This window comes from Pseudomonas sp. PIC25, assembly GCF_002286785.1.
In the GTDB taxonomy this organism is placed as follows: Bacteria; Pseudomonadota; Gammaproteobacteria; order Pseudomonadales; family Pseudomonadaceae; genus Pseudomonas_M.
Map to the genome: position 1 here is coordinate 74,698 of NZ_MUJY01000046.1, position 21,364 is coordinate 96,061.

A 21,364-nucleotide genomic window follows, 5' to 3' on the forward strand; every position below is an offset into this window, starting at 1 on the left:
ATGAACGCCTCCCTCCCTGACTTCCTGCGCCGCGCGAAGTCGCACCTGCGGGCCATGCTGCTCGTGGCGGCCATCACGCTGGCCGTCGGCGCCGCCTGGGCCCAGACCCGCATCGACCCCAATGGCGTGAACGTCAGCGGCAGCGTGATCGGCGACGACGTGCTCTACAGCATCGGCGGTGGCCGCGCCGTGTCCATGGGCGGTGCGGGAAACATGCAGAGCATCGGTGTCGGCATCGGCTGGAACAGCAACCTCATCTGCGGCGACATGAGCATCACCACGACGCTGCAGAACCAGTTGAACGGCATCACCAACGGCTTCCAGACGATCATGTCGAACGTGATCCAGAACGCTACTGCCGCGGTGGCGTCGCTGCCAGCGCTGATCATCCAGCGCGCAGATCCCGGGCTCTACAACCTGCTCACCAACGGCATCCTGCAGGCGCGGCTGGACTTCGACCGCTCCAAGATGACCTGCCGTGCGATCGCCGAGCGGATGGCCGACATGGCCGGCGGCCAAGCCGGCTGGAACCAGCTCGCCGAGGGCCTGGCGCTGCGCGATGCGGTCGCCAGCACCGATGCCGTATCCGCCATCGAGCAGGCCGAGACCAACCGGGGCAACAACGGCGTGCCCTGGGTTGGCGGCAGCAATGCCGGCGGCAACGGCCAAAGCTCGATCAAGGTGGTGGGCGACGTGACGCGTGCGGGCTACAACCTGCTCAACGGCCGCAGCGTCGGCGATACGTCGCCGATTGCGTCCAGCGCCTGCGGCAACCGCCTGACCTGCCAGACCTGGGCATCGCCGCAGGCGGCCTCGGCCTGGGCGATCCGCGTGCTGGGCGAGCGTGAGCAGCGCACCTGCGAGAGCTGCACCAAGACGCAGACCACCCCAGGCGTCGGGCTTACGCCGATGATCCAGGAAGAGTACGAAACCAAGCTGCAGGTGCTGCAAGAGCTGGTGACAGGGGCGCGGCCGACGACGCCGGCCCATCTCGAAGCCGCCGGCAGCAGCTCGCTGCCGATCACCCGTGGCGTGATCGAAGCGCTGCGCGACGAGCCCGATCAGGACGTGCTGGGCCGGCGCCTCGCATCCGAGGCCGCACTGTCGAGCGTGCTGGAGAAAGCCTTGCTGCTGCAGCGCACGCTGCTGACGGGCAAGAAGGAGCCCAACGTCGCAGCCAACGAGCTGGCCGTGCAGGCGGTCGATCAGGAGAACGCCGCGCTGGAGCAGGAGATCAACAACCTCAAGACCGAGCTGGAGCTGCGGCGCACGCTGGCCGGCAACTCGGCGATGGCGATCATCCAGCGCCACAGCACCCGCGCCGCCGGTTCGCGCGGTGTCTTCGAGGGCGACACCACGCGCGACCGGCTGCGGGAGATCGAGAAACCGCGGAGCGGCACGCCATGAGCCGGCTGGCCTGGCTGCGGCTACCGTGGCTGTTCAATCGTCGCGTTGGGATCGCGTTGCTGTGGACCTTGCTGGTGGTCGGTATCGCCATCGCGGTGAACGTCGCCGGCATCCACGTGGTCGGCGGCGTCGATGGCTGGGAGAACTGGTTGAGGGCGCATGCCGGCCACTTCTTCCTGTGGCGGCTTCTGATCTATGCAGCTACAGCCTACGGCTGGTGGTGGATGCGCGGGCGCCTGCGGCAACGTGAACCGACGGCCGAGGCGCATCAGCGCCTGCGGCGCACGGAGATCGCGGCCGTGACAGCCCTCGTGCTGCTGGAAGGCAGCCAGTTGCTGCGGCACGGCTGAGACCGGGAGACGGGCATGACGCTCTACACGACGGACTATCTGGAGTACTACCTCACGCTGGTGGCCTGGATCGTCAACAACGGCATCTGGAACCTGCTGGTGGCCAGCGGCGTGTTCGCGCTGCCGTTCGTTGTCATCGTCATCCACGAATGGCTCCGGGCGCGCGCAGAAGGCGCGGACGAAGGCAACAAGGGCGTGCTGTCCTCGCTGCGCATCGAGAACCGCGTATGGGTGGCCATCGTGGTGATCCTGTTCGCCGGCATCCCGTTCATTCCGGTCGACCTCAGCATCATCCGCTTCGATACGACCCGCTCCGCACAATGCCAGGTCAATGTCCCGCAGCCCCAGGACACGGGCTGGTCCAACGCCTACACCACGCTCAACAACCAGAGCGCGCTCGTGCCGGTGTGGTGGTTTGCCATGCACGCGCTGTCGAAGGCTGTGACGGGCGCGGCGGTTGCGGCGATTCCCTGCGGCACGGACCTGCGGCAGATGCGGATGGATGTGGATGCCACGCGCATCGACGACCCGGTGCTGGCCCAGGAGGTCGCAGACTTCACACACGACTGCTACGGACCTTCGCGCGCCAAGCTGTTCATGAACCGGCCGACGCTCACCGAGGAGCAGATGAACGACGTGACCTGGATCGGGTCGATCTACTTCCTCAACACGCCGGGCTTCTACGACACCTACCGCTCGAAGACGCCACGCATCGCCTGGCCCTATGACGCCACGCGCGATGCGGGGCTGGCTCAGGTGGACAGCGGCGGCGGCTATCCGTCCTGCCGGCAGTGGTGGGCCGATGGTGGCCAGGGGTTGCGCAGCCGGCTGCTGGCACAGGTCGACCCGGACCTGCTGACCCGCATCGGCCGCTGGGCGGGCTTCCTGTCGCAGAGCGAGGTCAATGATTCGGTGATCCGCGCCGTGGTCTCACCGCGACAGCAGAAGATGAACCAGGGCGCGGTCTACACCGACTACGGTGGGCAGATCGACAAGACCTTGCCGAACATCGTTACGCGCGGCGCGAGCGACCTGGGGCTGACCGTGGGCTCGCTGGCCTTCTTCCCGGCGATGGACGTGGTGCGCCAGGCGCTGCCGATGGTGCTGACGATGCTCAAGATGGCGCTCGTCATCTGCATCCCGTTGGTGCTCTTGGTGGGCACCTACGATCTCAAGACGACGGTGACGGTGAGCTGCGTGAAGTTCGCGCTGTTCTTCGTGGACTTCTGGTTCCAGCTCGCGCGCTGGATCGACAGCACGATTCTGGATGCGCTCTACGGCTGGGGATTCGGTGCGAACCGGCCGCACAGCAACTTCGATCCGCTGATCGGCTTGAACAACGCCTTTGGCGACATGCTGCTGAACTTCGTCATGGCGATGATGTTCATCGTGCTGCCGACGTTTTGGGTGATGGCATTGGCCTGGGCTGGCGTCCGCACGGGAAATATCGTGCAGGGGTTGTCCACCGCCACCTCGGACGCCAAAGGCGCTGGGGGGCGTGGTGCTGGCATGGCAATGAGCGCCGTATCGAAGAAGTGACCGCCGTTCAGTCGTCGTCGGTCACATGCGGGTCGATGCGCCAGTCGCTCTTGTCATAAAGCCCGAAGCCGTTGGGGCCTTCCCTCCACTCGGGTTGCGGTTCCTCTTGATCAGGGTCGTCGTGCTGCACGAGCCATGCAGCAGTCACCGCAAAGGCAAGCAGCAGGACCAGCCAGAACGCGGAGTAGAGCAGCGCACCGAGCACGGCGAGCTTGATGATCCAGAGCGCCGCCGTGGTCGCGCCTGCGGGCACCCCGCGCGTCATCAGCCAGCCGGCGACACGCTGCTCGCGGCGCAGGTATCCACGCCAGGCACGGCCAGTCCCCCGGCCCAGCCGGTGGCTCCAGCGCCCGTTGTGCGTGTTGGTGGTCATGCTCATGTGCCTCGGTTTCAGTGGCGCCTCACCTCATGGAGCGCCGGTTGGGGCCTGCCCTCCAGCATAGACCGCAATCAGAAGGGCGGGTTGCGGCTGGCAGAGCCGGGTTGGCTTGGGCCACAGAGTGATTAGATTCGGCATTAAAAATCAAGCCATATGCTACTTTCCATTCGCGTTCCTGCGATAGCTCTAGGGTCTGATTGGATTCCGTGTTATTTTTATAGCATGGATGGAAACTCCAGGCACCAGATAATCAAGCGGCTGCAGGCGGGGCTCCCCCGCGGGGCGCCGTTCGACCTTGCGACCCTGAGCCAGTTCGGGGTGTCGCCACAGCTCGCCGCCCACTATGCCGACGGCGGGTGGCTCGTGCGCCTGGCCCATGGCGTCTATGCCTTCCCGAACGATGAGTTCGGGGTCTACGGCGCGCTGAAGTTCCTGCAACAGCGCGTGCCCGGCCTGCACGTCGGCGGCAAGAGCGCCCTGGCCCTGCAGGGCGTGCGGCACAACCTGGGAAGCCGGGAGGCGCTGGTGCTGTGGGGCGACGGTCGCTTCGCGTTGCCGGCCTGGTTCACTTCGCGCTTTCCGGCCCGCTATGTCCACGCCCGCCTGTTCGACTGGCCGGACACGGCGCTGGCCGGCAAGACCCTGACCACGCCGCCGGGCCTGCCTGACCACCTGCGGGCGGCGGTTCCCGAGCGCGCTGTGCTGGAACTGCTGTACGAGGCCGGCGTCAAGCAGAGCCTCGAAGAGGCCCGCAACCTCTTTGATGGACTGCGTTCCCCCCGCAAGGACTTGCTCGGGCAACTGCTGTCCTGCTGCGCCAGCGTGAAGGCTGTGCGCCTGTTCCTCACCTGGGCGCGCGAGACCAGCCTCGTGGATGTCGATGCCCTGCTGGAGCAGTACCCGGTTCGCACCGGCAGCAACACGCGCTGGATGAGCCGGCTCGATGACGGCACCTTGCTGAGCCTGAAACCTCATGGATAAGACCTACGCGGACACCGTTCGCCTGCTGCTGGCCGTCGCGCCCGACGTGTTCGCGAATGGCATCTTCGCCATGAAGGGCGGCACGGCCATCAACCTGTTCGTGCAGGACATGCCACGCCTGTCGGTGGACATCGACGTGGTGTACCTCCCGTGGCAGACGCCGCGTGACGAAGCGCTGCAAGCCATCAACCAGGAGCTGGCCGCCATCGCCACGCGCGTTGCACCACTGGGTGTGCAGACGCGCCTGGTTCGCGCCAAGGACCTGGGGGACACCAAGCTGATCGTCGAGAACGACGTCGGCCAGGTGAAGGTCGAGGTCAATATCGTGTTCCGTGGCAGTGTGCTGCCCGTCGAGCGGCGACCACTGAGCGCCAAGACCCGCGATCTGTTCGGCGTCGAGTTCGAGCTGCCGATCCTGGCGCCGGACGAGCTGTACGCCAGCAAGCTGGTGGCTGCGCTGGATCGACAGCATCCGCGCGATCTGTTCGACGTGTGGCAGCTCTTTGAGTCGGGCGGCATCAGCGATGGCATGGTCGAGTGCTTCGTGGTCTACCTGGCCGGGCACAACCGGCCGCCCCACGAAGTGCTGTTCGGCAACGACAAGGACATCGCCGGCGAGTACGAACGGGCCTTTGTCGGCATGGCCGAAGTGGACTGCCCCTTGGACACGCTGCTGGACGCTCGCGCGCAGTTGCGACGCGAATTGCAGCAACGGCTGACGAAGGCGCACAGGCAGTTCCTGAGCGGCCTGGTACGCGCAGAACCGGACTGGTCGCTGGTGCAATGCCAGCACGCCGCGCAACTGCCGGCACTGCGCTGGAAGCTCAACAACCTGGAGACCTTTCGCAAGAAGCGCCCCAAGGACTTCGCCGCGCAAGCCGCTGCGCTCGATGCCGGCCTGGGCCAGATCTGACGCGGCGACAGAAGTATTCCCCGCTTGCCGGGGTTGCCCCATGCCGCATTGATTGCGGCACGCGACACGCGCCGCCCCTATACCCAAAGGCTTCCGAAAAGGCCGCAAGGGCTGGGAAGGGGCAAGGGAATGGGGCCAAGGGGAAAGGCCCTACCCGAAAAGGCCAAAAGGCACCCCTGAGCAGCCCCTCATCCGAGGTTCGCCATGCTCTCGCTGTTTCGCAAACGGATGCTGCCGGCCTCCGGCGCGCCATCCACTCCCTCCATCGAGACACCCAAAGGGCTGACGCGGCCCGAGTCAGCCGCATCGCTGCTGGCAACACCGCGCCGGCAGAAACTGCTGGAACACATCTGGCAGCGCACCTCGCTGTCGCGTCGCCAGTTCGCCACGCTGTACCTGGCGCCGCTGGAACGCTACGCCGAACTGGTCCAGCAGTTCCCTGCGTCCGAAAGCCACCACCACGCCTATCCGGGCGGCATGCTGGACCACGGCCTCGAAATCACGGCCTATGCGCTCAAGCTGCGGCAGTCGCACCTGCTGCCTGCCGGCGCCACGCCGGAAGCACAGGCCGCCCAAGCCGAAGCGTGGACGGCCGGCACGGCCTACGCCGCACTGCTGCACGATGTCGGCAAGGTCGCCGTGGATCTACATGTCGAGCACGCCGACGGCAGCGTCTGGCACCCTTGGCACGGCCCGTTGCAGCGGCCGTACCGCTTCCGCTACCGCCCCGGCCGCGAATACCGTCTGCACAGTGCGGCGACGGGCCTGCTGTATCGGCAGGTGCTCGATCAGCAAATCTTCGACTGGCTCGTTGGCTATCCCGACCTGTGGGCCGCGCTGTTGTACGTGCTGGCCGGCCAGTACGAGCACGCCGGCATGCTCGGCGAACTGGTCGTGCAGGCCGATCAGGCCTCGGTCGCCCAGGAACTCGGCGGCGATCCCGCGAAAGCGATGACCGCCCCGAAACATGCCCTGCAACGCAAGCTGCTGGATGGGCTGCGTTACCTGCTCAAGGAGGAGTTCAAGCTGAACCAGTCCGGTCCCTCGGACGGCTGGCTGACCCAGGATTCGCTCTGGCTGGTGAGCAAGACGGTCTCGGACAAGCTGCGCGCACACCTGCTGTCGCAGGGCATCGACGGCATTCCGTCGAGCAACACGGCCGTGTTCAACGTGCTGCAGGATCATGGCATCGCTCTGGCCACGCCGGACGGCAAGGCAATCTGGAAGGCCACCGTCACCAGCGATGCCGGCTGGTCGCACAGCTTCACCTTCCTGAAACTCTCGCCCGCGATGATCTGGGAAACGGCCGACCGGCCGGCGCCGTTCGCGGGCCGCGTGCAGGTCGAAGAGGAACAGGCGGAGCCGACGCCGCCGGCGGTGGCCGAGGGGCCGCGCGCGGAAGGCATCGAAGCTGCATCCGCGAGCACGGCGCCGATCGCATCCGCAGCCATGGACACCGGCGTGGCCGCGCTGCTCGACCTGCTGGGCGACACCGCTCTACCCACGGCACCGGAGATCCCGAGTTCCCCTGTTGCCGAGCCCGAGCCGGCCCCTTCGACCGTGCCCCCGCCGCAGGTGAGCCTCGCGCCTTCCCAGGATCGCGCGGAGCCCTCCGGGGCGCACTTCATGGCCTGGCTGCGTCAGAGCATCCAGACGCGCAAGCTCATCATCAACGACGCCAAGGCCCTGGTGCATACCGTCGCCGGTACGACCTACCTCGTCAGCCCCGGCGTGTTCCAGCGCTACGCGCAGGAGTACCTTCAAGTCGCCGCGCTGGCCAAGCAGGAGAAGCTGGAGGGGTGGCAGTGGGTACAGAAGCGCTTCGAGAAGCTGGGACAGCACCGCAAGCAGCCGAGCGGGCTGAACATCTGGACCTGCGAAGTCACGGGGCCGCGCAAGTCGCGCCGGCTGCACGGCTACCTGCTCGTCAGCCCGGATGCGCTGTTCCAGGAGACGCCGCCAGACAACCCATACCTGCGGCTCGTCAACGAGGCCGCAAAGCGCGAAGATTCAGCCCTTGGGGGCAAGGACGACAATCAGGCGTAGGCATGCGACCGCTGTGCGGACCGGCTTCAATCTGCGGATGGGGCCGACTCTGCCAGCTTGGCTTCGGTCAGAGTCATCAAGTGGGCGGAACTGCATTTCAGCGCACGGGCAATCTTGAGGATGAGAGGGAGCGTGGGGACATGCTCGCCGCGCTCGATCTTGCCCATGTGCGACCGTTCGATGCCGGCCATGTGGGCCAGCGTTTCCTGAGCGATGCCCTGGTTGGTTCTTTCTTCCCGCACGGCAGCCCCAAACGCGATGGCTGGTTCCGCTTCGTAGGTAGTGGTGCCGGTGGGGCGGCCCCTTTGGATCGAACGCTTTGGCATTGCCAAGAGCGTCGAACACGGTCACGATTTAAACCACGTTAAACTTAACTTATTCAACGGCTTCGAGATCAGTTGCCACGAGTTCACCGCCTGGGGGGAGCTGGACGTGGAATCGAGTGACATCACCGCCGAAATTCGCATGGCCGTCCTCGGCGAATGGGTGCCTCCGCAGCTCGCCGACGTGCTCGCCCTGCAGCGTGCCGAAGAGCCGGAGACTCATGCCGTCCTGGCCGGATGGACAGATCCCGTTCGAGGCGCGGAGCTGCCGGGCGACGGCTTCGACTTCGCCTTGTCTGCGGTTGCCCGGCAGTGGCCTGGCTGGGTATGCGAGCCGCTGTGGCATGACACGCTGGCGGTCGCCGTGGCCAAGCGCTCCCACCTGCTGGCCTACCGTGAAGTGCCGTGCGGGGAAGTGCTCAAGCAGCCCTTGATCTGCTCGCAGTCCACGACCGATGAACCATGGCGCATGACCGTGCAGCGTGTGTTCGAAAACGCGCTGCAAGAGCGAGAGCAAACGGTGGAGACATTCGATGTGGCGATGACGCTGGTTGCCGCCGGGTACGGGATCGCCATTGCGCCTGCCGCGAGACTGGCGAGCTACCTACGCCGAGGCATCGCCGTGCGGCCGCTGGCCGGCGCACCAACGATCGTGATGGCTTACCTGCTCCGCCGCGATGCTTCCTTGTCGGACACCCAGGCAAGATTCGCCCGCCGCGCGCGCTTGGTGTCCTGACAGACGCGCGGGGATCGCGGTTTCGCCACGATCCCGCATTCCTGCTGCTAGGCGACTCCGACTCGCAGCGGGGTCCATTCGCTTTCCTTCACGGCTGTGCTCACTGCCATGACGAGCTTGTCGAGATTGCTGGCCGTCACGCCCTCCAGTGCCGAACGCCCCCGCAGCATCGAGCGCGGTTGCAGCAGTGCATGGTAGATCTGCCAAGGGTCCGCACCCCTGGTCAGCTTCAGGACGGACTGGATCAGCTCGTGCTTGAGGGGGTCGAGGTGCCAATCCGGCACGCGCTGGCCGCGGTTGCCCACGTTCAACGCCAGCAAGTTGCCCGCCTTGATCTCGTAGCTGATCCACCTGCGGGACTTGCCCGCCATCTTCGCGAACGCAGCGACGGGAAGGTTGTGCGGCGCCTCGAAGACATCGAACAGCTCCATCCTCTCGCGCTGAATGTCCGAAGGCACCAGCGGCGCGGCCGATCGAGGGGGCGGAACCGCCGGCAGCCGATGTGCGGCGGCAGAAACCAACGGCATGGCGTCACCCGGCTTCGTCACCAGCAGGATTGGCGAAGCGGCAACCGGCGTGGAGGGGGCGCTTGCGGTTTGCTCATTCGGGAACGCGGGCACGCCTTCCAGATGCACGGTGAGCGGCATGCTGGCCGCCTCGACCTGGTTCTGCTCGAAGAGGTCGAGCCGATCGGCCCAGTCCTGCATCATGCGGCGACGCTGCTCCACGTACTCGGCATGGTTGTAGGTCGCGCTGACCTTGTTGGGATCGACATGCGAGAGCTGTGCATCCACCCAGACCTTCGGGTAGCCGATCTCGTTGAGCGCAGTGGACATCGTGCCGCGGATACCGTGTCCGGTCAGGCGTTCCTGATAGCCCATGCGTTTGAGCGCACCATTGAGCGTGTTCTCGCTGATGCGCTTCTTCAAGTCGCTGTCGTGCCGGAACAGGTGGCGCTGGGCCGGCTTGAACTCATCCAGCAGGTGCCGGACGATCTCCATGGCCTGAATCGACAGCGGCACGATGTAGGGCGGGATGTCCTTCGGCTGCTGCCGCTTCTTGCGCATATCCAACTGGAGTTGCTTCACGACGTCGGGCGGGATGATCCACAACCCCCGGTCCAGATCAAATTGATCCGGCATCGCCTGTCGCAGCTCGCCGGTTCGCACGCCGGTCAGCAGCAATAGCCGCAGCCCGAGCTGGGTCTGCCGCCTGCCGCGATAGCTGCGCAGCCGCTGCAACAGCTTTGGCAGCTCGGCCATGCGCAGGAACGGGTTGTGGTTGACGGGTGGCAGCGGCAGCGCCACCACATCGAGATCGGAGGCGGGGTTCTGCTCCAGGCCCGGCACGATCACCAGCGCGTAGCGGAACAGTTGGTTGAACCACGTCCTGACTTTCTCGGCAACGGAGAGCGCCTTGCGCTTCTCGATCTTGGCGATCACCTCCAAGAGGTCGGGACGCTTGATCTCATAGACCGACCGCTTGCCCAAGGTCGGCAGCACATCCTTGTCGAAGATGCGCGGAAGGATCGAGAGGGTCGTCTGCCGGCCTTCCTTGAGGCTGAGCCCGCGATGCTTGAGCCACTTGCGATACACCGCCTCGAAGGTGTTTTCGTCGGCGAGCCGGACAGCGGTGCGCTTCTGCTTGCGGTGAACGCGAGGATTGGTGCCTTTGGCCAGCAGGGCGCGCGCTTCGTCGCGCAGGCTGCGGGCCTCGCGAAGCGTCACCTCCGGGTAGGTGCCGAGCGACATCCGCTTCTGCTTGCCCGCCCAGTAGTAGCGGAAGTGCCAAGTCCTGCCCCCTGCAGCCGTGACGGCCAGGGAGAGGCCATCCAAGTCAGGGAGGGTGTATGCCTTGCCAGTTGCCTTGGCCTGTCGAACGGCCAGGTCTGAGAGTGCCATGCTCTTGCTCCTGAACATGAGTCAGGAACCAGATGCTGGTCACGTCGACCTCGCCCCTCCATCAACAATCCGGAATCAGCCGCGCCCGCAAAAATGGACTTGTTTGTGGACTTAAAAGTCCCGGCTGTAGGCGGATCGCAGTGGACCCCGGCAGAACATCAAAGAGAGAAAAAGTCCTTGTGTGGCAACGACTTGCAGACTCTCTTGGACTTCTGCGGAAGTCCGCAGAATGATGCGGTGGAGCGGGCGAAGGGAATCGAACCCTCGTCATGAGCTTGGGAAGCTCAGGTAATGCCATTATACGACGCCCGCGGCGGGTGCCTTTTTACCAGAACTGGGGCGGGAGGTGAAGCCCGGCGTTGGCGGGAAGGGCGGGGAGCTGTGCGGCAGGTCAAGTTCTGCCGTAGACTTCGGCGATCCCGTTGCAAGGAGTGCGCTGATGTACCGCATCGCTGTTTGGACCTGTGGTGTGTGGCTGGCTGGTATGCCTCTGGTTCAGGCGGCGCCGGTCGGCGAGGGTGATCCGTTGCTGGATGCTCCGCTGGCGGCGCAGACGGCCGCTGCCCAAGAGGCGCGGGGAGTGCTGCGGGCGCGGGACCAGGCGATGCTGGCCAGCGAGTTGGCTGGGCGTATCGTCGAGATGCCGTTCGCCGAGGGGCAGGCGTTTCGCAAGGGGGATGTGCTGGTCCGTTTCGATTGCAGCGCATACCAAGCCCAGTTGAATGCCGCCCAGGCGGCGGTGCGGGCCGCGCGGGAGGAGCTGGCGCACAAGAAGCAGCTCGCCGCGCTCAATTCCGTCGGTCGTTTCGAGGTGGCGCTCGCCGAGGCGCGGCAGGCTCAGGCACAGGCTGAGTCGCAGGTCTATCAGGTCCAGGTCAACCGCTGCACGGTGAAGGCGCCGTTCGACGGCCAGGTGGTGCAGCGCAAGGTCAAGCCCCACGAGAGCGTTGCCGGGGGCACGCCGCTGCTGGAGATCGTCGACAACCGCACCCTGGAAATCCATCTGCTGGTGCCGTCCCGCTGGCTGGGCCGTCTCTCGGCTGGCCAATCCTTTACCTTCACGCCCGATGAAACCGGCCAGCCGCTGAGCGCCAAGGTGAAGCGTGTCGGCGCGCGGATAGACGAGGGCAGCCAGACGTTGCTGTTGATCGGAGAGCTGCCCGGGGAGCCAGCCGGGCTGCTGGCCGGCATGAGTGGTACGGCGCGGTTCGAGGCGACGCCATGAATGCGCCGATGCCCGGCCTCGCCGAACGGGTGTTCGCCCAGTTCCTCGCGCTGGAACAGCAGGCGCGCGCCGCCGACACCTTGGATCGGCTCGGCTACAGCCTGGTCAACGATGCCCAACCGCTGTTCGGCTACCGCCACGCGGCGCTGTTGATCGCCGGCAAGGTGCGGGCGTTGACCGGGGTCAGCGTGGTGGAGCCGAATGCGCCTTTCGTCGCCTTTGTCGAGCATGCCTGTGCCCAGGTAGCGGCGCAGGGAGGGTTGGCCGAGGCGCGGGTCGTTTCACCGGACGGGCTGGCCGCCCAGGAGCGTGAAGACTGGCGCACGCTGTCCGCCCCGCAGGTGTTCTGGTTGCCCTTGAAAGACCGCCGCAAGGCCGTGTTCGGCGGGCTGTGGATGGCTCGCGAGCAGCCGTGGAGCGAGGCCGAGCAGGCGCTGTTGCGTCAGCTCGGCGAGGCGTATGCCCATGCCTGGCTCGCCTTGCAGCCGCGCAAGCCGTGGCGGCTGCGCTGGCCGCGCAAACGCCTGGCGCTGCTCGGGCTGGGGGCGTTGCTGGTGCTGCTGCTGCCAGTGCGGCAGTCGGTGCTGGCACCGGCGGAGGTGGTGCCGCTGGGCGGGCGGCTGGTTGCCGCGCCCCTGGATGGGGTGGTGGCCGAGTTCCTGGTTAAACCCAATCAGCCGGTCAAGGCCGGCGATCTGCTGGTGCGCTTCGATGCCACGGCGTTGAAGGCCCAGGCGGACGTGGCCGAGCGTGCCCTCGGGGTCGCCGAGGCCGAGCTGAAGGCCAGTTCGCAGCGGGCGTTCAGCGATGCGGAGTCGAGCGCGCGGATCGATCTGCTGGCCGCGCGTGTCGAGCAGAAGCGCGCCGAACGCGACTACGCCCTCGACCTGCTGGCGCGTACCGATGTACGGGCCGAGCGCGACGGCATCGCGGTGTTCGCCGACGCCGAGCGCTGGACTGGCAAACCGGTGCGCACGGGCGAGCAACTGCTGAAGCTGGCCGATCCGACCCAGGCGGAGCTGCGCATCGAGCTGCCGGTGGGGGACGCTATTGCCTTGGAGCCGGGCGCCGAGGTGGCGTTGTTCCTCGACAGCGATCCGCTGCACCGCTATCGCGCGACCTTGCAGCGCTCCGCCTACGAGGCCCAGCCGACGCCTGCCGGGCAACTGGCCTATCGCCTGGATGCCGGATTCGAGGAAGTGCCGCCGCGCATCGGTCTGCGCGGCACGGCCAAGCTGTTCGGCCAGCGCGCGCCGCTGGCGGTCTACCTGCTGCGCCGTCCCTTGGCGGCACTGCGCCAGAGCGTGGGTTTCTGATGAGCCTGCCGGCGCTGCGTCCTGACCTTCAACTTTCTCCCGCCGAACCGGCGCTGGACGGTTCGCCGCAGTGGACCCTGGCTGACCCGGTGCGGGGGCGTTACTTCAAGTTGGGCAGTGCGGCCATGCGCCTGCTTCGGCATTGGGCACAGGGCGAGGCGCGTCGGGTGCTGGCGGCGGCCAACCGCGAGCCCGGCGCTCCGCTGCAAGAGGGCGATCTGGAGGAGCTGCTGCGCTTTCTGCGCGGGCACGATCTGATTTCGGCGGCGGACCCGGAGCAGCGCGCCAGCTATGAAACCAAGGCTGCGGCGCAGCGCCATGGGCTGTGGAAAACGCTGCTGCACCAGTACCTGTTCTTCCGCATCCCGCTGTGGCGTCCGGATGCCTTTCTCAATCGCGCCTGGCCGTGGCTGGAACGCCATGGCGGAGCGTTGCTGCGCATCGGTCTGCCGCTGGTGCTGGCGCTGGGTGTGTTCTTGGTGGCGCGGGACTGGGAGCGCTTCCTGGCCACCTTCCCGCACCTGTTCAGCCTGGGCGGTGCGCTGGCGTTCGGCGTGGCGCTCGGTTTCGCCAAACTGTGCCATGAGTTCGGCCATGCGTTCATGGCCAAGCGCGCCGGTTGCCGGGTGCAGAGCATGGGCGTGGCGTTCATGGTGCTGCTGCCGCTTTTCTATACGGATGTCAGCGATGCCTGGCGGGTCAACGACCGCCGTTCGCGGCTGCTGATCGGTGCCGGCGGTATCCTCGCGGAACTGGTTCTGGCCTGCATCGCGCTGCTGGCCTGGTCGCTGCTGCCGGATGGCGCCTTGCGCACGGCGGCGTTCATGCTCGCCAGCGCCACCTGGCTGACCACCCTGGCGGTGAACCTGAATCCGTTCATGCGCTTCGATGGCTATTTCCTGCTAAGCGACTACTGGGGCGTGGATAACCTCCAGGGGCGCGCCTTCGCCCTGTGCCGCTGGCGCCTGCGCGAGTGGCTGTTCGGTTACGGCGAGCCGGCACCGGAGCCGTTACCGTCGCCGTTGCGGCGCCGCCTGCTGTGGTGGGGCTACGGTTCGTGGCTGTGGCGCGCAGCGTTGTTCCTGGGAATCGCGCTGGCGGTGTATCACCTGTTCTTCAAGCTGCTCGGCATTTTCCTGATGCTGGTGGAGCTGGTCTGGTTCATCGGCCTGCCGATCGGGCGGGAGCTGGCCGAGTGGTGGAAGCGCCGCCAACAGGCACAGCGTTCACGAGTGTTCGGCGCAGGTATCGGGATGCTTTTGTTGCTGGCGGTGCTGGCATTGCCCTGGCGCGGCGGGGTGGAGGTGCCGGCGCTGCTCGAGTCGGCGCGCAACAGTGCCCTGCATGCGCCGCTGCCGGCGCGCTTGAAGCAGTTGCATGTCCGCGACGGGCAGCGGGTCGAGGCGGGCGATGTGTTGATGGAGCTGGAGTCGCCGGACCTGGATGCCCGCCAGCGCATCATCCGCAGCGAGATTCAGATTCTCCAGTTGCAGTTGCGCCGCCAGGCGGGGCGCAGCGAGACGGTGGCGGACGTGGGCATCCTGGACCAGCAATTGGCCGAGGCCCTGGCGGAGTACCGCGGGTTGGCCGCACAGCGCGCCCGCCTGGTGCTGCATGCGCCGCATGCCGGGGTGGTGCGCGACCTGTCCCGCGATATGCGCCCCGGCCTTTGGCTACCGCCGCAGATGCCGTTGGCGCGGGTGGTGGACGAGCGTCAGGTGCGCCTGCGCGGCTATTTGCAGGAGGCGTCGCTCTGGCGCGTCGAGGTGGGCGCCGAAGGCCGCTTCGTCGCCGATGATCCGTTGCGCCCCGCATTGCCGGTCCGGCTGGCCGAAGTGGCGGCGACCGGCGCGCCTTATCTGGACATCGAAGCGCTGGCGTCGGACCACCATGGGCCGATTGCGGTGCGTCGCGACGAACGGCAACAGGGCAAGCCGGTGCAGGCGCAGTACGCTGTACGCCTGGAACCTATCGCGGACTATGAGCTGCCTGCCCAGCCGTTGCGGGGGGTGGTGGTGCTGGAGGGGCGGCGGGAATCCTTGCTGGGCGCGGCTTGGCGGCGTGCCGCTGCGCTGGGCGTGAGGGAAAGCGGCTTTTGAAAAGCACGGCGACCAGCGAGACGGTGCGGATGACCGGTGATCTTTTTTTGTGAAATTGTTGGCATTTAGCCATTATGTTGTGATGTAGGACAATTTCGCGGCTTAGGCTAGGCTTGCACCCACGCAAGCGGTGGCTGCCTCAGATTGTCACCGCCGTAATGGTCGATGTGCAGGGATGCTGAATCCGATGACCGCAGTTGCTCTCCGTTTCCGCCCCATCGAGGTAGCCGACGAGGCTTTCCTGACCCATCTTTATGCGACCACGCGGGAGCAGGAATTGGCCCATAGCGGCTGGTCCGCCGAAGCCATCGCCGAGTTTCTCGCCCAGCAGTTCAGGCTCCAGCACCACTACTACCAAGAGCATTTCCCCGACGGCGAGTTCCGGGTGATCGAAGCCGATACCCAGGCAATCGGCCGGCTCTACCTGTTCTGGGGCGAGACTACGCTACAACTCATCGACATCAGCCTGCTGCCGGGTTACCGGGGACGCGGCGTGGGCAGCGCGCTGCTGCAAAACCTGCTGGCCCTTGCCGATGCCCGCGGGCTGGCCGTCGGCCTGCACGTCGAGGAAGCCAATCCCGCGTTTCGCCTCTACCAGCGGTTGGGTTTCGAAGTGGTGGGTGAGAGCGGTATCTATCTGGAAATGCGCCGACCCGCCAGGGCCTCTCGAAAGAGGGCCAGCGGATGAAGGAGAACGACGAGACCATGGCAGCCATCACCCTCCGCGAACGCTTCGCCCGTGCCGAAGGCGACCCCTTCCAGTTGCTCCTGGCGCCCGGCCAGACGCTGGACGTGACCTTGCAGACGGTCGAGGAGCGCAAGGCGATGAGCGTCCGCTACGAATGTTTTTCCCTGTGGTTCCTGTTGCCGGCCGAGGTGCACCTGCCTCAGGCGGTGTATCGGTTGATGCACGAAGGGGATTGCTGGGACCTGCTCATGACGCCCACCCGCCCCGACGAAACGGGACGCCAGGGCCTGGAGGCGATTTTCCATCGGGAGAAAGAGTCCGCGTTGCAGACCGTGTAAGCCCTTGGGGGGCTTTCCACGGCCTGACCGGCAAGGTGTGGGGCCGGATGTCCGGCAAATGCGCGGGTGGCAGGAAGCCCGCTTCGATAAGAATGAGGAGATGACATGAGCGAACCGTTCTTGGGTGAAATCCGCATGGTGGGATTCAACTTCGCGCCGCGCGGCTGGGCCTTCTGCCAGGGGCAGATCATGTCCATTGCGCAGAACACCGCGCTGTTTTCGCTGCTCGGCACCGTCTATGGCGGTAATGGCCAGACCACCTTCGGCCTGCCGGACCTGCGTGGACGTTCCCCGGTTGGGACGGGGCAGGGCGGGGGGTTGAGCGACATCACCGTGGGCGAGATGTCGGGTCAAGAAAACGTCACCTTGCTGAGCAACCAGATGCCCGCGCACGGCCACACCCTGCCGGCCGAGAACGTGCCGGTGAGCGTGACCGGTCCGGTTGCGGTACCGGTATCCACCACTACCGCTTCCGTCGGCTCGCCCGCCAACGCGGTCCCGGCGGCGCCCAGCAGTGGCGGTCGTCCATTCGCCATTTACAACAGTGCCCAGAGCGGCAGCGATACCTTGGCGCCTTTCGACGTGACCCTGACCGGCACGGCGGCGGTACCGGCCAACGTAACCGGCGTTTCGGGCAACAACTTCCCGGTTCCGTTGCGTAACCCTTACATCGGCATCAACTTCGTGATCGCCCTGCAAGGGGTTTTCCCGTCGCGTAACTGATGATGAAGGCCGGCGCTCGCGCGCCGGCCTTTCGCTGCCAGAATAAAAATGACCGGGACCCGGTTCCACGGTCTTCAGACATGCTAGAAGCAACACGGAGGTGTGGGATGAAGTGGTTGGATCTCTGGCGGGGCCTGTCCCGGTCGAGTCGGGCGGAGCGTCCCCAACCGGCCGCGGTTCGTTCGCCGCTGGCACTGTCCCTGGAACCGCGCATGCTGTTCGACGGCGCCGTGGCGGCCACGGCGGCCGAGGTGGCGGACAGCGCCTCGGCAGCCAGCGACCCGGCCGCCCATGACACCTCCCAGCAGGATACCCAGGACACCCTCGCCACTGCAGGCGGAACCGCCGATACCCGGCGTGAGGTGGTATTCGTCGATGGCAACATCCAGGATTACCAGCAGTTGCTCGCGGGGTTGCCGGCGGGTACCGAGGTGGTGGTGCTGGACGCCTCGCGCAATGGTCTGGAACAGATGGCCGACTACCTGGAAGGGCGCACGGGCATCGACGCGATCCATCTGCTCTCCCACGGCGAGAGCGGGGCGTTCAAGGCCGGCAATGCCTGGATCGATGCCGGTGACCTGGCCGGCCAGAGCGAAACCCTGGCGCGTATCGGCGAAGCGCTGAGCGCCGACGGCGACATCCTTCTCTACGGCTGCAAGACCGGTGACGGTGCGTCCGGCGCAGCATTGGTCACGGAATTGGCGCGGCTGACCCAGGCCGACGTGGCGGCCTCTTCCGACAACACAGGCGCGGCACGCCTCGGCGGCGACTGGGTGCTGGAGACCCAGGCGGGGGATATCGAGACCCTGGCCATTGCGGCGTCTGACTTCGATGCCTTGCTGGCGGCGCCAACCACCTTGGATTTCGACAGTGTGGTGGTCGATGGCGGGGGCTATAGCCTGGGCAGTAGCCCGCGTGTCTTCGACGGTTGGACCGTCAGCCTGCTGGACTCGACGGGAGCGAACGTTACCGGCAATTCATTCCTCGATGTTTCCGCCAATTCTGGCGACTCCCCGATCATCGCGGGTGGCGGCGATAAGGCGCTGTTCGCCAACGGCGAGTTCGGCATCGTCAAGTTCCTGCAATTCGCTGCTACCGACGGCAGCGAATTCAAGTTGGACTCGTTCTCCGTATCCAACCCCGGTTTGATGGCGCCGAACCTGCAGGTGATCGGTTACCGTGACGGTGCCCAGGTTGCTACGCAGAACTTCGTGTTGTCGCAAGACGGCAGCGTGCTGACCGTGACCCTCAGCGGAACGGCCTGGCAATACATAGACGCGTTCCGGATCGTCCAGCAGGATAATTCTTCCGATATTCAATTTTGGATCGATGACGTCAACGTATCCCCCGCCATCCTGCCCAATGTCGCCCCGGTGGTCAGCAACCTCAACGGCGACAGCGCTGCCTTCATCGAAGAGGCCGGGGCCGTGCTGCTGGATGCCGGCGGTAACGCGACCCTCGTCGACAGCGATTCGGCCGATTTCAACGGCGGCAATATCACCGTTGCGATCACCGCCAATCGGGTGGCCGGCGAAGACGTGCTGTCCGTCCGCAACGAAGGCAATGGCGCGGGGCAGGTCGGGCTGAGCGGCAGTGTCGTGTCGTACGGCGGCGTACAGGTCGGTACGCTCACGGGCGGTACGGGTAACACCAATATGGTGATCAGCCTGAACGCCCAGGCGACTCCGGAGGCGGTGCAGGCGATCCTGCGCAACCTGACCTACAACAACACCAACACGACCGACCCATCGACCTCCACCCGGAGCATCCAGGTCAGCGTCAACGATGGCGACGGCGGCACCAGCAACCTGTCCGCCGTCACCGTGAGCGTCACCGGCGTCAACGACGCCCCCACCGCGAGCGCCACCGGCGGTACGCCGACCTTTACCGAGAACGGCAGCGCGGTGGATCTGTTCAGCGGCGTCAGCATCGGTGCCGTCGAATCTGGCCAGACCATCACCGGAATGACCCTGACGGTGACCAACCTGGCCGATGGCGCCAGCGAAATCCTGCGCATCGACGGCACCGACATCACCCTGACGAACGGTTTTTCCACCACCACCGCCACCAACGCCATGACTGTGACGGTCAGCCTGGTGGGTGGTACCGCGACCGTCACACTAAGCAAGGCGGGCGGCATCAGCGGTGCCAACGCGCAAACCCTGGTGGACGGCATCACCTACCGCAACGCTAGCGATACGCCCTCGACCGCGGCCAATCGCGTCGTCACCCTGACAAGCATCAGCGATAGCGGTGGAACGGCCAACGGTGGTGCCGATACCACCAGCCTGTCCATTGCGGCCACCGTGACCGTGGTGGCGACGGACGACCCTTCGACCGTTTCCACCAGCGGCGGTACCACCGCCTTCATCGAGGGCAGCGGCGCGGTGGCTATCGATTCGGGCCTGACCCTGTCCGACCCCGACAGCGCGAGCCTGACCAGTGCCACCGTGAGCATCACCGGTAACTTCCAGTCCGCGCAGGATGTGCTGGCCTTCGTCAATAACGGTTCGACGATGGGCAACATCACTGGTAGCTACAACGCGGCCACCGGCGTGCTGACCCTGACCTCGGCGGGCGGCAGCGCGACCCTGGCCCAGTGGCAGGCGGCGCTGCGCAGCGTGACCTACAGCAACAGCTCGGACCTGCCGAATACCAGTAACCGCACCGTCAGCATCGTGGTCAACGACGGCACCTCCGACAGCAACACCGCGACCAAGACGGTCAGCGTCACCAGCGTCAACGATGCGCCTGTCATCACGGCACCGGCCAACCGCACTGTGACCGAGGATGCGGCCAGTGCGCTGACCGGTATCAGCTTCAGCGACGCGGATGCCGGCTCCAGCTCGGTCACGGTAACCTTCTCGGTGGGCAGCGGCACCCTGGCGGCAACCAGTGGTGGCGGCGTGACCGTGGGGGGGACCAGCAGTGCGCTGACCCTGACCGGCAGTATCGCCAATATCAACACCTTCATCGCCGGCAGCAACGTCACCTTCACCACGGCGGCGAACGCCACGTCCAACGTGACCTTGACCGTGGGTATCAACGACGGCGGCAACACCGGCAGCGGCGGTGCGCAGACCGACAGCAAGACCGTGACCCTGCAAGTGGCGGCAGTCAACGACGCGCCGGTGATCAACGCACCGGCGTCCATCAACGTGAACGAAGACGTGACCACGGTGCTGACCGGCATCACCGTGACCGACGTGGATGCGGGCACTGGCGAGATCGAGGCTACCGTATCGGTGTCTTCGGGCACGCTGGTCCTTAATGGCGATAATGTTGGCTCGAGCCTGGTCTTGGTGGGCGGTAACCTTCAGGACCTGAATGACTTCCTGGCGAGCGGCCTTCTCGCGTTCCGCACCGACTCCAACGCCACCGGCAATGCCGTGCTGACCATCCAGGTCGAGGATTTCGGTAACACCGGCAGCGGTGGCAGCCTGACCGATACCGCCACCGTGACCCTGGTAGTGACGGCGGTGAACGATGCGCCGGTGAATAGCCTGCCGCCTGCGCAGTCGGTAGATCAGGATTCCGTGTTGGTCTTCAGCTCCGGTAACGGCAACCAGATCAGCATTTCCGACGTGGATGCCGGCAGCGGCAATGTCCGGGTCACGCTCACCGCCACCAATGGGCTGATTTCCCTGGGGGGGACTACCGGGCTTAGCTTCACCGCGGGCGACGGCACGAGCGATGCCACCATGACCTTCGAGGGCACGCTGGCCGACATCAATGCGGCACTGAACGGCATGTCGTTCTCGCCGACCGGGGGCTACAACGGGCCCGCGAGTCTGCAGATCGTTACCAACGACCTGGGGCTTTCCGGTTCCGGTGGTAACCAGACCGACACAGACACCCTCGCGATCACCGTCAACACCCTCAATCCGGAAGTCACCTCGGTGAACGTCACCAACCCGGATGGCGGCTACAAGGTGGGTGATGTCATCCAGGTGACCGTGACTTTCGACCAGGTGGTGAACGTGGACACCAGCGGCGGCGTGCCGAGCCTGCTGCTGGAGACTGGCAGCACGGATCGCCTGGCGACCTATGTCTCGGGCTCGGGCAGCAACACCCTGACCTTCACCTACACGGTGCAGGCCGGCGATATCAGCGCCGACCTGGACTACCAGTCCACCGGCGCGCTGGCGCTCAACGGCGCCACTATCCGTAGTGCGACCAACGACGATGCGGTGCTGACGCTGCCCACGGTCGGCGGCGCCGACTCCATCGCCGGGCAGCATGCGGTGATCATCGACGGCGTGGTGCCGACGGTCGCGTCGGTCAGCGTCCCGGCCAACGGTACCTACGTGGCGGGGCAGAACCTCGATTTCACGGTGAATTTCAGCGAGACGGTCATCGTCGACACCAGCGGCGGTACGCCGCGCATCGCGGTGACCCTG

17 protein-coding genes and 1 tRNA gene are annotated in these 21,364 nt (G+C 65.9%); 14 read left to right on the forward strand and 4 right to left on the reverse strand.

From position 1 onward, the window contains the following. From BZL41_RS04520 to BZL41_RS04530, 3 genes are read left to right on the forward strand one after another with little or no spacing between them, the layout of a single operon-like run. Positions 1–1,407, forward strand: coding sequence for an integrating conjugative element protein (locus BZL41_RS04520; protein WP_095598187.1), 1,407 nt, complete (start codon positions 1–3; stop codon positions 1,405–1,407). Further along, entirely contained in the window at positions 1,404–1,757 is a 354-nt protein-coding gene (locus BZL41_RS04525) for a hypothetical protein (RefSeq protein WP_095598188.1), read from the forward strand. Before BZL41_RS04520 ends, BZL41_RS04525 begins: the two co-directional genes overlap by 4 nt. 15 nt (positions 1,758–1,772) lie before the next feature. Next, positions 1,773–3,296: a conjugal transfer protein TraG N-terminal domain-containing protein gene (locus tag BZL41_RS04530; RefSeq protein ID WP_095598189.1), complete on the forward strand. Its 1,524-nt coding sequence runs from the start codon at positions 1,773–1,775 to the stop codon at positions 3,294–3,296. Between the two features lie 7 nt (positions 3,297–3,303). Here BZL41_RS04530 and BZL41_RS04535 read toward each other — a convergent pair whose 3' ends face one another. Continuing rightward, a complete protein-coding gene (locus BZL41_RS04535; protein WP_095598190.1) occupies positions 3,304–3,675 on the reverse strand; it encodes a DUF3742 family protein in 372 nt (123 codons plus the stop codon). Positions 3,676–3,897: 222 nt separating this feature from the next. Here BZL41_RS04535 and BZL41_RS04540 point away from each other — a divergent pair, with 222 nt between their 5' ends. The 3 genes from BZL41_RS04540 to mobH all read left to right on the forward strand — a co-directional run bounded on the left by BZL41_RS04540 (position 3,898) and on the right by mobH (position 7,615). Beyond that, the gene (locus BZL41_RS04540) at positions 3,898–4,656 is read left to right on the forward strand and encodes a type IV toxin-antitoxin system AbiEi family antitoxin domain-containing protein (RefSeq protein WP_168190946.1); all 759 of its coding nucleotides are present in this window, start codon (positions 3,898–3,900) and stop codon (positions 4,654–4,656) included. After that, positions 4,649–5,569 (forward strand): nucleotidyl transferase AbiEii/AbiGii toxin family protein, encoded by a 921-nt coding sequence (locus BZL41_RS04545; protein ID WP_095598192.1) that lies wholly within the window; start codon positions 4,649–4,651, stop codon positions 5,567–5,569. The genes BZL41_RS04540 and BZL41_RS04545 overlap by 8 nt, the downstream gene beginning before the upstream one ends. A 204-nt stretch (positions 5,570–5,773) precedes the next feature. After that, positions 5,774–7,615: a MobH family relaxase gene (mobH, locus tag BZL41_RS04550; RefSeq protein WP_095598193.1), complete on the forward strand. Its 1,842-nt coding sequence runs from the start codon at positions 5,774–5,776 to the stop codon at positions 7,613–7,615. A 26-nt stretch (positions 7,616–7,641) separates the two neighbouring features. Here mobH and BZL41_RS04555 read toward each other — a convergent pair whose 3' ends face one another. Next, positions 7,642–7,941, reverse strand: a complete 300-nt coding sequence (locus tag BZL41_RS04555; RefSeq protein WP_003282197.1) for a helix-turn-helix domain-containing protein — start codon at positions 7,939–7,941, stop codon at positions 7,642–7,644. A 106-nt stretch (positions 7,942–8,047) separates the two neighbouring features. On the opposite strand from BZL41_RS04555, the gene BZL41_RS04560 reads away from it, so the two are divergent. After that, complete coding sequence (locus BZL41_RS04560) at positions 8,048–8,674, forward strand: substrate-binding domain-containing protein (RefSeq protein WP_095598194.1); 627 nt, start codon at positions 8,048–8,050, stop codon at positions 8,672–8,674. 47 nt (positions 8,675–8,721) lie between these two features. Here the strand turns inward: BZL41_RS04560 and BZL41_RS04565 are convergent, their stop codons facing one another. Then, positions 8,722–10,575: an integrase arm-type DNA-binding domain-containing protein gene (locus BZL41_RS04565; RefSeq protein WP_095598195.1), complete on the reverse strand. Its 1,854-nt coding sequence runs from the start codon at positions 10,573–10,575 to the stop codon at positions 8,722–8,724. Between the two features lie 238 nt (positions 10,576–10,813). After that, positions 10,814–10,887: transfer RNA gene (locus BZL41_RS04570), tRNA-Gly, on the reverse strand. A 127-nt stretch (positions 10,888–11,014) separates the two neighbouring features. On the opposite strand from BZL41_RS04570, the gene BZL41_RS04575 reads away from it, so the two are divergent. From BZL41_RS04575 to BZL41_RS04605, 7 genes are all read left to right on the forward strand, one after another. Beyond that, positions 11,015–11,800 (forward strand): efflux RND transporter periplasmic adaptor subunit, encoded by a 786-nt coding sequence (locus BZL41_RS04575; RefSeq protein ID WP_095598196.1) that lies wholly within the window; start codon positions 11,015–11,017, stop codon positions 11,798–11,800. Then, the gene (locus tag BZL41_RS04580; RefSeq protein ID WP_095598197.1) at positions 11,797–13,116 is read left to right on the forward strand and encodes an efflux RND transporter periplasmic adaptor subunit; all 1,320 of its coding nucleotides are present in this window, start codon (positions 11,797–11,799) and stop codon (positions 13,114–13,116) included. The genes BZL41_RS04575 and BZL41_RS04580 overlap by 4 nt, the downstream gene beginning before the upstream one ends. Further along, positions 13,116–15,215 carry a biotin/lipoyl-binding protein gene (locus BZL41_RS04585; protein WP_095598198.1) on the forward strand — a complete coding sequence of 700 codons (2,100 nt, stop codon included), beginning with the start codon at positions 13,116–13,118 and terminating at the stop codon, positions 15,213–15,215. Before BZL41_RS04580 ends, BZL41_RS04585 begins: the two co-directional genes overlap by 1 nt. 187 nt (positions 15,216–15,402) lie before the next feature. Continuing rightward, the gene (locus BZL41_RS04590) at positions 15,403–15,903 is read left to right on the forward strand and encodes a GNAT family N-acetyltransferase (RefSeq protein ID WP_095598204.1); all 501 of its coding nucleotides are present in this window, start codon (positions 15,403–15,405) and stop codon (positions 15,901–15,903) included. Beyond that, positions 15,900–16,241 carry a hypothetical protein gene (locus BZL41_RS04595; RefSeq protein WP_095598199.1) on the forward strand — a complete coding sequence of 114 codons (342 nt, stop codon included), beginning with the start codon at positions 15,900–15,902 and terminating at the stop codon, positions 16,239–16,241. The genes BZL41_RS04590 and BZL41_RS04595 overlap by 4 nt, the downstream gene beginning before the upstream one ends. A gap of 105 nt (positions 16,242–16,346) precedes the next feature. Further along, positions 16,347–16,964, forward strand: coding sequence for a phage tail protein (locus BZL41_RS04600; protein ID WP_095598200.1), 618 nt, complete (start codon positions 16,347–16,349; stop codon positions 16,962–16,964). 107 nt (positions 16,965–17,071) lie between these two features. After that, positions 17,072–21,364 (forward strand): DUF4347 domain-containing protein (locus BZL41_RS04605; RefSeq protein WP_143518018.1); only part of this gene is annotated, 4,293 nt, incomplete at its 3' end.